Origin of the sequence: Sphingobacterium corticis, from assembly GCF_042684745.1 — a bacterium.
Taxonomy (GTDB): Bacteria; Bacteroidota; Bacteroidia; order Sphingobacteriales; family Sphingobacteriaceae; genus Sphingobacterium; species Sphingobacterium corticis.
Window position 1 is genome coordinate 148,526 of sequence record NZ_JBHUMA010000006.1, and the last position, 12,967, is coordinate 161,492.

Sequence of the window (12,967 nt, forward strand, 5' to 3'; positions counted from 1 at the left end):
TTGGTATCTTTGTGCAAAACAATCTGCCATGTTCGCCTTCAAACGCATTCTATTTTTTAGTTTTCTCGTGTTTTCGTTCAATCAAACAACGATTGCACAGCAAACGCCTTACGAACTTGACCCTGCTCATAATACGACAACTACGTATGAGGAACTAATTCGTTACTATCAAACGTTGGCTGATTCTTCGCCAAAAGCCAAGTTGTTGGAATTAGGAAAAACGGACGTGGGCAAACCGTTGCATTTGCTCGTGCTTTCGCAAGATGAACTGTTCGATCCTGAGCGGGTAAAAGCAGCAGGTAAAGCAGTGTTGTTCATAAATAACGGGATTCATCCGGGTGAGCCCGAAGGGATTGATGTGGGGATGATGTTTGCTCGCGATATGCTGCAAAAAAATATGTTGCCGAAAGATGTCGTGATTTGTATGATTCCGGTTTACAACGTGGCCGGTATGTTAAATCGCGGCGTTTCGCGAGTCAACCAAAACGGACCGACCTCGTACGGTTTCCGTGGAAGCCTGCAACATTATGATTTGAATCGCGATTTTATCAAAGCGGATACGCGAAATTCCCTTTTATTCCAAAAAGCATTTACAAATTGGGATCCGGATATGTTTTTCGATACGCATGCCAGTAATGGTGCGGATTATCAGTATATCATGACGTTGATTGCTACGCAAAAAGATAAATTGGCTGCGCCATTGAGCCAAATGATGCAACAAACCTTTTTGCCCGAACTTTATCAACGCATGGCAAAATCCGGATACGATATGGTGCCTTATGTCAATACCATTGCAGCAACGCCGGAATCTGGTTTGGTTGATTTTTTGGAAACGCCGCGTTATTCATCCGGCTTCGCCGCATTGCATCATACGATTGGTTTCATGCCCGAAACGCACATGTGGAAACCTTACGAGCAACGTGTGGAATCCACGTACATGCTTTTGCAGCATTTGTTGGATTTGGTGGTAAGCGAAAAAGATGCTTTGAAAAATGCGCGTTCGCAAATTAAGGAAACCGTAAAATCGCAATCCCATTTCCCGATAACGTGGGCTTTGGACACGGCGAAAATCGATTCATTCTCATTCAAAGGATTTCAACATGGCTATAAACCAAGTAAGATAAGCGGAAAAGATCGTTTGTATTACGATCGTTCTGTGCCAAAAACAATTCAGATTCCGCATTACAAAGAATATTACGCAACGCGAACGATAGAAAAGCCGATGGTTTACGTATTGCCACAAGCTTATGATCGCATTGTAGAACGTTTGCTGGCAAATGGTGTTCGCTTAAAACCGTTGGAGCAAGATACGGTTATGGAGGTGCAAATGTATTATATCCAATCCCTGAAAACATCTCCAAATGTTTATGAAGGACACTACATGCACACGGACATTCAGCTCAAACCTGTCGCTATGAAAAGACAATTTTACGCTGGTGATTGGTGGATAGAAATGGATCAAACGGTCAATCGTTATATTGTCGAAACCTTGGAGCCAGAAGCGCACGATTCTTTCTTTCGTTGGAATTTCTTCGACGGAATTTTAAGTCAAAAGGAATATTTTTCAGCATATATCTTTGAGGAAGAAGCCGAAAAACTGCTCAACGAACATCCGGAATGGAAACAGAAATTGGAAGCAAAGAAAGCAGCTGATTCTGCTTTTGCCAGCAATGGACAAGCGCAATTGGATTGGATTTACAAACAATCTGTGTACTACGAGGACTCGCATTTCCTTTATCCTGTAGGACGCGTAATTTCTAGTCCTCGTCAGTAAATGAATCGTCGGTTGATGCTGGCAAATCCAAAATGTTGCGCGCTTCTTGACTTTCCAACGTTCCCACATCACGCAATTTTCGACTCATCACGTTTGTGCGTGTTAATCGAAGGTCGTGCAACGATTTTGAAGCAGAACTCAATTGTTTGTCCACTTTGTCGAGCTGATCGGAGAAAGTTTTAAATTCCGTTTTTACCGCTTCCAAGATTTTCCAAACTTCGCTGCTTCGTTTTTGGACGGCCAATGTGCGGAAGCCCATTTGTAAACTGTTGAGTAGCGCGGAAAGGGTGGTCGGACCGGTGATGGTAACGCGGTATTTGCGTTGCAATGTTTCAAACAAGCCGGGATGGCGAAGCACTTCGGCGTACAAGCTTTCGATGGGTAAAAACATAATCGCAAAATCCGTGGTGTGCGGCGGATCAATGTATTTGCTGCTGATATCTTTCGCGAAAGATTCAACGCTTCGCAATAAAGCTTTTTGGTGTATATCAATCGTTAATTTATCGCCAGCTTCATAAGCATCTAAAAGTGCCTGATAACTTTCAACTGGAAATTTTGAGTCGACCGGCATCCAAACTGCTTCATCACTATCTTTACCAGGCAGTTTTATAGCAAACTCCACATTTGCTTGCGAACCTTTTTTGGTCGCCACATTTTGCGCGTACTGATCGGTAGTGAGCAGTTGCTCCAGTATATTGGCTAATTGATATTCGCCGAGTACACCCCGCGTTTTTACGTTGGAAAGCACTTTCTTCAAATCGCCAACGCCCGTTGCCAAAGTTTGCATTTCCCCCAAACCTTTATGCACCAATTCCAATCTTTCGCTGACCAGCTTAAACGATTCTCCTAATCGTTTTTCTAACGTCGTTTGTAGCTTTTCATCAACGGTTTGTCGCATTTGTTCCAGCTGCCGACGATTATCTTCGCGCAATCCTTGTAGATGTTCCGCTGCTGAACGATTGATGTCGTGTTGTTGCTTGGTTAATTCCGAAAAACGTAAAGTCAGCAATTCATGCAAAGCTTGACTTTGTTGTTGCGTATGCTTTTCTACGGAGCGCAAACTATTGTTTAATTCTTCCCGGTTAATTTGCGATTGTTGATTGGCTTCCGTGCGATGCCGATGAAAATCATCGCGAATCGATTTTTCCAACAGCTCCTGCTGATGCGCCAAACGTTGCAATTGCTGATCTAGATGCTGCCAACGATTGGCGGCATTGCCATCGTTTTTTCTAAATAGCTGAAGTAAAATGATGATTACCGTTAAAGCAATCAGTATAAATAAAAGTGTGTGCGTCATCCGTTTATTTTATTGCGCAGTGTGTTTGCAAGAAACAATTTGGCGGTTTGGACTGTTGTATTGATAATCATTAACATAACAATACTATGAGAAAGCTAATATACATGATTTTGGGGATAGGTTCATTCGGTTTTGTAGCATGCCATTCATCGCAGGAAAAAGCTGGCGACACGGAAAGTGAATTGACACCGGTTGAACCTGCTGATAAACAGCTTTACAACATCAACCAATCCGATGAAGAGGTGATTAATTTGGATACCACGCAAACGGATACGACGGCAACTGACACCGCAAAATGGAGAAAATAGGGAATTTCTAGACTTTGCGAATGTGCGTCCATAACGAGTCGGACAGCATACAAATGCAAAAAGCGTTCAACTATTGTTAGACGCTTTTTTTATTGTGCCCGCGGCGAGATTCGAACCCACATCGTCAGAACCGGAATCTGATATTCTATCCATTGAACTACGCAGGCGGTGTCTGCAAAAATAGTGTTTTTTTGAAGCTTTTGTCGAAAAAACAAATCAAATACGCAACCTGTTGATTAATAGTCATCTTAATTAGCGAAATTAGCCGATAACTACTCTCGGCGATCTATGCGATGGTGTTGAATTTTTGAATGCGTTTATATTGTACTCGAAAATTAAGCTATGTGATGGTGTAGAAATCATCGTTTATGCACAGCTATAAGATCCAACATATACTCGTTGAAGTTCGATAAGCGTTCATTCAATGGTGCGAAAAAGGTTTTATCTGCATTTTCCACCGCTGTTAATGCTTCCTGCAAAATCAGTGCGCCAGCTTCCGTCAGCTTAATAACTTTTGCACGCGTATCCGTTCTGTGTTCATGTCGACTGATAAATGCTTTCTCCTCCAACGTACGAAGTACTTTGGAAACCATCATCCGATCCGCGTTTCCTTGATTAGCAATGTCAACCTGTGTAACCTGATCATTCGTTTTGCTCAACCAGCCTAACGCCGCCAATAAAACAAATTGCGTTTGCGTTAGATTTAGCGGATCTAATTCTTTTTTTAGCTTGCGTTGCCAAAGTAGCGTTACTTGCCCCAACAAATATCCCGGACTGTCGTTGGGCGTTTTGAATTGAAATTCGATATCTTTTTGCATTTTATTTTTTAAGCATCTTCGAGGATATTAAACTAAAATCATGTTCGTTTATTTCCAAAAAACCAAAACGGAATGGTATTCCCCAACTGCTTTTATTTTGGATAAACTCCAAATCATCAATCAGTGGCAAGATAGAAATATCTTCGGTTTTAAGAAATTCGATATCTCTTCGCGAAGGACAAAAGTCGGCAGAAGCGTTAAATGTGTATATTTCATCATCCAATACCTTTCCCAATGCCGTAAATTACTGACATTTTTCGGTTTTGCCCAAAGTTTGTTTTCCTGAATAAAACATGACAAAATCACCTTTATGCATCCGCTTTAGCGGAGTGGATTTCCCATGACAAGTTTGTGCGATGGATTGATCCACCGCGGATTTTACATGATCCTTCGATGCAACAATCACCCAAAATTGGGTGGCTCTATCTTTCATTCAAAAATGTAAGCTTGTATCCGTCGATATCTCTCACATGAAATGCGCGACCAAATGGTGTGACGATAATAGGACCGACGCCTTCCAACGCATTAGCAATAAAACTTTCGCGTAACCTGTCCACTTCCTCATCGACCGCAAACCACAACGCAACACCAACGCCCAATTCGCGATCTTCCAAAGGTTCTAATGGCGTACGAATTGCGAAACTCGCTTGACCTTTGTTGTATTTGAAAACACAAGCTTGTGGATTAGCATTTTCAATTTCGAAACCTAATTTTTCGGTGTAGAAAGCCTTTGAAGCTTCTAAATCTTTCACTTGTAGTGAAGCAAATGTCAATTGAATCATTTTAAAAATTTTTGTTGTCACAAATATAGTATATTCGACAACAAAAAAAGAAATGTGTTTCTTATATTTTAGAAATCCCTTAAACAAAAAAAGGTTGCTAACACGAGCAACCTTCTAATTTATTGTGTTTTATTATTTTTAGTGACCACCGCCATGTCCGTCTACGAAATGCATTTCTACGCTCAAGTCTAAATCTGTCGCTCCAGCGAAATTCATAAAATCAGTTCTATTCCAATCATCAGCGGTGATGCTCGCTTTTACACCCGGGTTCAAGTGACGCAAAACGTAGCGCAACGTAAATGTTTGGGAAGCTTCTAATACGGTTAAGTATCCGGTCACCCCAACATTAACAGCGGTTCCATCTTCTTTCTTATCAGCGTACACATAATCGAATGTGTTAATTTCTGTTGCAGGATTGGCCGTAAAGAAAACTTGATGAATATCATCTCTCGCAACGAAAGTTTGCTCGGAGCGGCGTCCGGCGAAATCAGTACTTTGCAACTCCAAGCGATAGGTTTTGCCCTTATCCAAATGGTAGTGCGCGCCTACCGGTGGCAGTAATTTTCCACCTGTTTGCGTGAATTTTATCGTGTCGGTATGCGCACCACTAAAATCTTCATAGTGGACATGATCACCGTGTGGTTCCACATTTACTTCGGTCAAGATTAATGTTGCCGTGCCTGTTTCTTCTTGATCGGTTTCCGGAACGGGATCATCTTTCTGGCAAGATTGAATGGATAATCCAGCAACTGCTGCGAATAAGAAAATTAAATTTTTTTTCATGATGTTTTTTAAAATTGATAAGTAAAACCTAATGTTATGTTTCTTCCCATTTGATGGGTGAAATACCGCATTCTGTCCATATAATCTTTGTAGAGCACATTAAAGATGTTTTCTACGCCTAGATTACATTGAATACGGTTATTCTTTATAGGTAGTTGTGCGCTACCATAAAGATGAAAAAGTTGATAGGATGGCGGCGGATTTGTGTAGTCGGTCGCTGGATCAAATCTTCTTTGTCGATCGACAAAGGTTTGCGCTAAACGAATGTAGTTTTCGGTTGGTTCGCCGTATTGCCATTTAATGCTATGTTGCAAGCGATCCGCCGGGATAAATGGGAAATAGCTGTTGTTGTCCAAATCGCGCGCACGAACCAATGATCCTTTCAATGCGTAAGTAAATCTTGGAGCGATATTCCAATCCAATTGCACATCTACGCCATAGAAAAAGGCATCGTGTTGACGGTAGTTAAAAACGGGAAATGTACCGCGGATCGTTTGTCGAACGGAATCCGGATTTGGCGTTGCGTAAATATAGTTTTGAATGTATTGCGCATATAAATCGGTTGTTAGCGCGATACGCTCATTTTTAAACAGCATAGAATTCACCCATTTCAATCCGCGTTCCGACTTCAAATTCGGATCTCCAACTTCGTACGTTCCACTTCCGTGATGCAGTCCGTCGCTATACAATTCGTTGGCAGATGGTGCACGCCAGGCTAAGCCGATATTGCTTTTTATAGTCCAGTTGGAAGATGCGTGGTACGCCAATCCTGCCGATCCGCTCCAATTGTGAAAATCGCGGCGATCGGTAAGTAGATATTGGCGAACTACGCCATTTTCATCGATGTTGCTGTAATCATAGCGGTATCCGGCAACGTCGAAATAGTGGTAATCGTAGCGCGCGCCCAATTCCCCGTGAAATTTGCCCCAATGATGTTGCGTAATAGCAAATATGCCCAAATTATGATTATCAAAATTGGGGATAATCGGGGTCGTTCCGGTTCCCGGAACATTGTTGTTAATCTGTAACATGCCGTCCACGCCGATGCGATGATGTCCGTGCTTCAGCGTTACATTCAGCGTTTGCGTGCTCAAATTCATGTCCGCCATTGGCACGTCATCGGCGAGAACGCGACGTAAATCAAACTCTTTACGGCGATTGCTTTGGGAAGCAAACTGCGTTTCCAAACTGGTTTCACCGCTAATCGCGTAGTTCCATTTTATTTTAGCGAGATCGTGATCCACGCGCTGTCTTGGCGATCCGATAGCATAACTAAAATCGTAGTCGGTAGATGGTCGGCCACGCTCAATATTCGTGCGGATATCTTCCACCGTACTCACGTGTGCGCCATAAAAGATACCTAAATCCGTTCCGAAGTGACTGTAATACAATTCGACATCGTGCTTGCCAAAATCGTATTGCAACATGCCGGAAACGTTCAATTCTTCCACACCCGTATTTCCCATATAATAATCCGCTGTACGCAGGTTTCCCATTTTTTTTCCGGAAGCCTGTATGCGCCAACCGAGATTGGCTATGGAAGAAACACCACCTTCCAAGCGCAAGTTGGCGACACCGCCGCGCCCGTTAGATTGCCCCAATAAATCCACGCGTCCAGCTATTTTATCTCGATGGATTGGATTTGCCGTGCTTATGATAACGCCGCCCAACGCATCAGCGCCATAACGAACGCCTTCTGCACCTTTAATCACTTCCAGTTGATCAGCAGTAAAAGGATCAATTTCGGGTGCATGTTCCGCGCCCCATTGCTGTCCTTCCTGGCGCACGCCGTGATTTAAAATCAAAACACGATTGCTATGCAACCCATTAATCACGGGTTTTGAAATGCTGGATCCGGTGTTTAATTGATTGACGCCAGCAATTTGACTAAGCATTTCCGCTAATGGCTTCGCACGAAATTCCTGTTTCGTTTCGCCCTTTATTAAATGCCTGCTGCTCGTAATATGCTCGGTTTGAATGCCTGTAACTTGTACATCTTGCACATGCATTTCAGAAATCTGCAGTTGAACACGGATTTCCTCATTCGCTGGCAACATCACTTTCCGCTTCACTTCCTCGTAACCCAAAGAGTTGATTTGCATTTCCACTTCGCCCGGACAAAGGCGATTGATATTGAATCGACCATTTCTGTCCGTGTGATAAATTGATTTATCGGTAGATAAACGAATAGCTGCGCCAGCCAACGGTTTGTTTGAACCGTCGACAATAATGCCTTGAAGAATTAAATCGCATGAGCGTTGTTGTGCATTTGCTTGCTGAATAAATATGCTCAGCAGGAGCAACATGCATAGATTTCGAAGCATATGTTCGATCTATTTATTAAATGAAAAATGAAATAATAGGGGATTTGCATTAACTACGAGCGCGAAAAAAGGGGAGGTCCGCGCAGTTGATGTGCCGTGTGATTTAGTTCAGGCAGCGAAACGATCGCAAAGGACGGGTTAACATCGGCCATCGTTGTCGGATACAATGCAACAGCATATGTTATCCAATAATCGAGATGGATCGAAGATTGATTGTGGATGACGAAACACAACCCGCAATCCTGATGAGATGGGTTTGAGTTGTCGTGATGGTGATCGCAATCGTGGTTCGCGATATTATCGTGCGTTTGTTGATTTTCGATCGGATCGTGATGATGCACAGTGGTGACTGCCACAGATAATGTCCATAGCAACAAACTTAGTAGCATCCCGAAAAACCGAAACTGTCTCTTCCTTCTCACGATAGTGCAAAGGTAGATCAAATGCAATAATGTTGCAAGGTTTATTTTTCGCTGTTCATTCTTTTTTGCGAACGCGGATGAAAATCTGTAATTACTGTATGCAGATAAGCGCTGTCTAAATGAGTGTAAATTTCGGTGGTACTGATGCTTTCGTGCCCCAACATATCTTGCACAGCGCGTAAATCGGCGCCGCCTTCGACCAAGTGAGTAGCAAAGCTATGTCGGAAGGTATGCGGACTGATTTTTTTAGCAAGCTGAATTTCGGCGGCTAGTTTTTTTATGATGAGAAAAACCATTACACGCGACATTCCTGCACCGCGCCGATTCAGGAATACGAAATCTTCTTGTCCGGATTTTATTGTTTGCATTGATCGGCTATGCTCCAAATAGATTTTCAAATGTTTGATGGCTTGTTCGCCAATCGGAATTAATCGTTCTTTATTTCCTTTTCCTTCGACTTTAATAAACTCTATATCTAAAAAAAGATTGGATAGCTTAAGGTTTACCAATTCGGAAACGCGTAATCCGCATCCGTAAAGTAATTCCAAAATAGCACGATTTCGAGGACCTTCCGCCGAAGACAGATCAATTGCAGCAATTAATTGGTCGATTTCATGGATGTGCAAAACATCGGGTAGTGCACGCATCAGGCGAGGCGCTTCGATAAGTATGGCTGGATTAGTAGGCCAATCGTGCTCAATTTGTAGAAAAGTAAAAAAGGATTTTAGCGCGGAAAGCAATCGTGCTTGTGAAGTAGGAGCGATGTGTTGCTGGTTCATGTGCGACAGGAAATGCTGTATATCCGAGCTGCCAAATTGAGGCAAAGTCAACTTCTGACTTTCTGCATAACCTTCTAATTTCGCAATGTCAAGCAAGTACGCATCGATTGAATTGGTCGATAATCCACGTTCTAAAAGCAAGTATCTTTTGAAGTCTTTTTTCCAGGTCGACCAGTTCATTTGGTAAAGATAGAAAATTAAATTCCGCGAATGTTGGTAAAAGAACGGGCATAACGATGGGATTACGTGGAATATTTGCTTATTTTGCAACCTGATTTTCAAATTAGCAATTAAACACATTTAAGTATAGCATATGATCATTCAACCACGCGTAAGAGGTTTCATCTGTTTGACAACACATCCGGATGGTACAGCTAAAAACGTAAAGAACCAAATCGACTACGTTAAAAGCAAAGGTGCAATCAGCAATGGACCCAAAAAAGTATTGGTAATTGGTGCATCTACAGGTTTCGGGTTATCCTCACGAATCACGGCAGCTTTCGGTTCGGATGCGGCAACTTTGGGTGTTTTCTTTGAAAAACCTGCTGCTGCAGGAAAACCAGGTACCGCAGGTTGGTACAATTCAGCTGCCTTCGAAAAAGAAGCGCAAGCTGCCGGATTGTATGCAAAAAGCATTAATGGCGACGCATTTTCCGATGAAGTAAAAAAACAAGCGATTCAGTTGATCAAAGAAGATTTAGGTCAGGTGGATTTAGTGGTTTATTCCTTGGCATCCCCTCGTCGGACGCATCCTAAAACGGGTGTTGCACATTCATCGGTATTGAAACCAATTGGTCAGCCTTTTACCGATAAAACGGTAGATTTTCACAGCGGTGTGGTTTCTGATATCACGATTAATCCAATCGAGAACGACGAAGATATCGACAATACTGTTGCGGTTATGGGCGGCGAAGACTGGCGTTTTTGGATGGAAGAATTAAAAGCTGCAGGCGTTTTGGCAGAAGGCGTGAAAACAGTTGCTTATTCATACATCGGCCCTGAATTAACCTATCCAATCTATCGCAACGGAACAATCGGCCGTGCGAAAGATGATTTGGAAGCAACGGTACCTGCGTTGAACGAATTGTTGGCAGATCTAAACGGTGTTTCCTACGTATCCGTAAATAAGGCGTTGGTAACGCAGTCTAGCTCCGCTATTCCGGTGGTGCCATTATACATTTCTTTGTTGTACAAAGTGATGAAAGAAAAAGGTATTCACGAAGGTACAATCGAGCAAATGCAACGTTTATTTGCTACACAATTGTACAGCGGACAAGCGCCAGCATTGGACGAAAAAGGACGTATTCGTGTTGACGATTGGGAAATGCGTGCTGATGTTCAGGAAGAAGTGGATGCGTTGTGGAAGCAGACATCTACGGAGAACTTAGAAGAAATCTCTGACATCAGCGGATACCGCGATGAATTCTTCCGTTTGTTTGGTTTCCATGTAGATGGAATCGATTACGAAGCAGATACGAATGAATTGGTTAACGTTCCTTCTATTCAAGGTTAAGTTTTAGTACTGCTGATAAGCAGATTTCACTAATTTTATAAAAAAGCGAGACTATCCAAACGGTTAGTCTCGTTTTTCGTATCATATAAGTAATTATTAACATCAAGACTGCCGAATTTCAATTCAATACTCCAATATTTCGCACAAAATATGTGAATGTGATGAAAAGTTATGCGATCGTCGACTAGATTTGATTAGTATTTTTTGTAACCCAATTAGATATTGCAGGCATTGCGTATCTACAATAAATGAATAATAACGCAAAGAATACGATCCGGCTCAGATTGGTGTTGGGGATCTCTAATCCCTTTTTAATAGTTGCTGCGAAAACAGCGAAAAAAATAATGCACAGGACATCTATCAAGAAGATTTGATATTTTCTTTTGATCTGCATGGTTATGTCGATTTTGTGTTAGTCAATACTTACTAAAAGGCAAATTATAATTAGGTCTTGATAGAATAGGCTGTACTACGTCGTGACACCAAGCCAAAAAATTGTTTCAATTGAAAATTCCACTAAGTTTTTATCAATATACGAAAATAGCAAATGGCTTTTTCGAAGAAATAATCTTTCTAGGAGAAGGTTTTAGTATAACGCTTCGCTAAAGTCTGTGTATGGATGTTACATTATATACTTTGATCCGCTTTATTATGATAAGAAGAAAATGATTGATGATGGACGATTAGCATCTTCTGATTATAAGAAAAGGCACTCTTTCAACGGAGTGCCTTTTTGCGCTGATAAATAGCTACTTTTGCAAGCTCGATAATACGTTCATGATGAAAAATCAACCGTGGTTGAAAACCTATTTATTCATTTGGGTGGGTCAGTTTTTTTCGATGGTCACCAGTTACGCCGTGCATTTCGCGGTAATTATCTGGTTGAGTTTGGAACAACAATCTGCAGAAGTTTTGGCTTTGGCTGGAATAGCAGGTATGTTGCCACAAGCTATTATCGGCCCTTTTGCGGGCGTGTTTATCGATCGTTGGGATCGTAAGAAAGTGATGATGTTTTCCGACGGATTTATCGCTATCTGCGCATTTGCTATGACTTTTCTGCTCCGCGAGGAACAACCTGATTTGCATTGGGTGTACGCGCTGTTAGCTTGCCGATCTGTTGGCAACGCTTTTCAATCGCCGGCGATGCAAGCAATCGCTCCGCTCATCGTTCCCGAAAAGGATTTGCTGCGCGTTTCCGGAATTAATCAAATGTTGCAATCCGTAAGTACAATTGCTGGTCCCGCGCTGGGAACTTTGGCGATTACGTATTTTGCCATCGCTGATGTACTTTATTTGGATATTGTAGGCGCGATTGCAGCGATTACATCCTTGTTGTTTATTCGTATTCCACATTTAAAAATCGAAACAAATTCATCCATTAGAAATGTGCTCGTAGAGTTGAAGGAAGGATTTGGAGCCATTCATAATAATCGTGGGTTGGGTTTCTTATTTGTGTACGCGATGTTGGCAACCTTATTTGTTATGCCTGCGGCCATCATGTTTCCTTTACTAACTACCGGACATTACGGTGGCGGAAAATTGGAAATGAGTATCGTAGAAATTGTATGGGGAGTGGGAATGCTGATCGGTGGTTCGGCAATTGGATTTCTCGGAATTAAAACGAGAAAGGTCATTTTAGCGAATGCAATGCATATTGCGTTGGGTATCGCATTTGTCTGTTGCGGTGCTTTTCCGCCGAGCTGGTTCATGGCCTTTGTGATTATTACTGCACTTTCTGGTATGGCATGTTCCATCTTTTCGGCTACGTTTATGACGACGATTCAAGAAGAAGTGGATCCTAAAATGCTCGGTCGCGTATTTTCGCTCTATTTCAGTATGGCTATTTTGCCGAGCGTAGTCGGACTGCTTTTTACGGGGACTATTGCGGAGCAGGTCGGCGTCGCAAAAGCTTTTATTATTGCAGGTTCTTTAGTCACTTTTGTTGGAGTTATTTCCTTTTTTACGCCAACGCTGATGCAACTCGGTAAGAAAGCCAATCAATCCATATCCTAAGTGTCGATTCCAGTTGATTAATTTTAATTAGTAACAGTCCACCTCATTTTTTTAATTAAAATTAATTTTTCACGATCCAGCTACGAATCTCCACGATCCAGCTACATCCTCGCTAAGGCTATTTATCAACTTTGTTTTATCATTTTTTACTTAG

13 protein-coding genes and 1 tRNA gene are annotated in these 12,967 nt (G+C 42.0%); 4 read left to right on the forward strand and 10 right to left on the reverse strand.

Going from position 1 to position 12,967, the window contains the following annotated elements; translation table 11 throughout:
- Window positions 1-28: 28 nt before the first annotated feature.
- A complete protein-coding gene (locus tag ACFSQ3_RS06735) occupies window positions 29-1,774 on the forward strand; it encodes a M14 family zinc carboxypeptidase (RefSeq protein ID WP_380868708.1) in 1,746 nt (581 codons plus the stop codon).
- On the opposite strand, the gene rmuC is transcribed toward ACFSQ3_RS06735, so the two are convergent.
- A complete protein-coding gene (rmuC, locus tag ACFSQ3_RS06740; RefSeq protein WP_380868709.1) occupies window positions 1,758-3,071 on the reverse strand; it encodes a DNA recombination protein RmuC in 1,314 nt (437 codons plus the stop codon). The two genes, ACFSQ3_RS06735 and rmuC, sit on opposite strands and share 17 nt — an antisense overlap.
- Window positions 3,072-3,157: 86 nt before the next feature.
- Here rmuC and ACFSQ3_RS06745 point away from each other — a divergent pair, with 86 nt between their 5' ends.
- On the forward strand, window positions 3,158-3,379 hold the full coding sequence (locus ACFSQ3_RS06745; protein WP_380868711.1) for a hypothetical protein: 222 nt from the start codon (window positions 3,158-3,160) through the stop codon (window positions 3,377-3,379).
- Window positions 3,380-3,474: 95 nt separating this feature from the next.
- On the opposite strand, the gene ACFSQ3_RS06750 is transcribed toward ACFSQ3_RS06745, so the two are convergent.
- From ACFSQ3_RS06750 to xerD, 9 genes are all read right to left on the reverse strand, one after another.
- A tRNA-Arg gene (locus ACFSQ3_RS06750) sits at window positions 3,475-3,546 on the reverse strand.
- A 192-nt stretch (window positions 3,547-3,738) separates the two neighbouring features.
- A complete protein-coding gene (locus tag ACFSQ3_RS06755; protein WP_380868713.1) occupies window positions 3,739-4,197 on the reverse strand; it encodes a MarR family winged helix-turn-helix transcriptional regulator in 459 nt (152 codons plus the stop codon).
- Window position 4,198: 1 nt separating this feature from the next.
- Window positions 4,199-4,432 (reverse strand): hypothetical protein, encoded by a 234-nt coding sequence (locus tag ACFSQ3_RS06760; RefSeq protein ID WP_380868715.1) that lies wholly within the window; start codon window positions 4,430-4,432, stop codon window positions 4,199-4,201.
- Window positions 4,433-4,441: 9 nt separating this feature from the next.
- Window positions 4,442-4,630, reverse strand: a complete 189-nt coding sequence (locus ACFSQ3_RS06765) for an EVE domain-containing protein (protein WP_380868717.1) — start codon at window positions 4,628-4,630, stop codon at window positions 4,442-4,444.
- A complete protein-coding gene (locus tag ACFSQ3_RS06770; protein ID WP_380868719.1) occupies window positions 4,620-4,979 on the reverse strand; it encodes a VOC family protein in 360 nt (119 codons plus the stop codon). Before ACFSQ3_RS06770 ends, ACFSQ3_RS06765 begins: the two co-directional genes overlap by 11 nt.
- Before the next feature lie 138 nt (window positions 4,980-5,117).
- Entirely contained in the window at window positions 5,118-5,762 is a 645-nt protein-coding gene (locus ACFSQ3_RS06775; protein ID WP_380868721.1) for a hypothetical protein, read from the reverse strand.
- Window positions 5,763-5,770: 8 nt separating this feature from the next.
- Window positions 5,771-8,086, reverse strand: a complete 2,316-nt coding sequence (locus ACFSQ3_RS06780; protein ID WP_380868723.1) for a TonB-dependent receptor — start codon at window positions 8,084-8,086, stop codon at window positions 5,771-5,773.
- A gap of 53 nt (window positions 8,087-8,139) precedes the next feature.
- Window positions 8,140-8,508 carry a hypothetical protein gene (locus tag ACFSQ3_RS06785; protein WP_380868724.1) on the reverse strand — a complete coding sequence of 123 codons (369 nt, stop codon included), beginning with the start codon at window positions 8,506-8,508 and terminating at the stop codon, window positions 8,140-8,142.
- Window positions 8,509-8,549: 41 nt separating this feature from the next.
- Entirely contained in the window at window positions 8,550-9,467 is a 918-nt protein-coding gene (gene xerD / locus ACFSQ3_RS06790) for a site-specific tyrosine recombinase XerD (RefSeq protein WP_380868726.1), read from the reverse strand.
- Window positions 9,468-9,600: 133 nt separating this feature from the next.
- Between xerD and fabV the strand changes: the two genes are divergently transcribed.
- Entirely contained in the window at window positions 9,601-10,800 is a 1,200-nt protein-coding gene (gene fabV, locus ACFSQ3_RS06795; protein WP_380868728.1) for an enoyl-ACP reductase FabV, read from the forward strand.
- A gap of 780 nt (window positions 10,801-11,580) precedes the next feature.
- The gene (locus tag ACFSQ3_RS06800) at window positions 11,581-12,813 is read left to right on the forward strand and encodes an MFS transporter (protein WP_380870029.1); all 1,233 of its coding nucleotides are present in this window, start codon (window positions 11,581-11,583) and stop codon (window positions 12,811-12,813) included.
- Window positions 12,814-12,967: the final 154 nt, after the last annotated feature.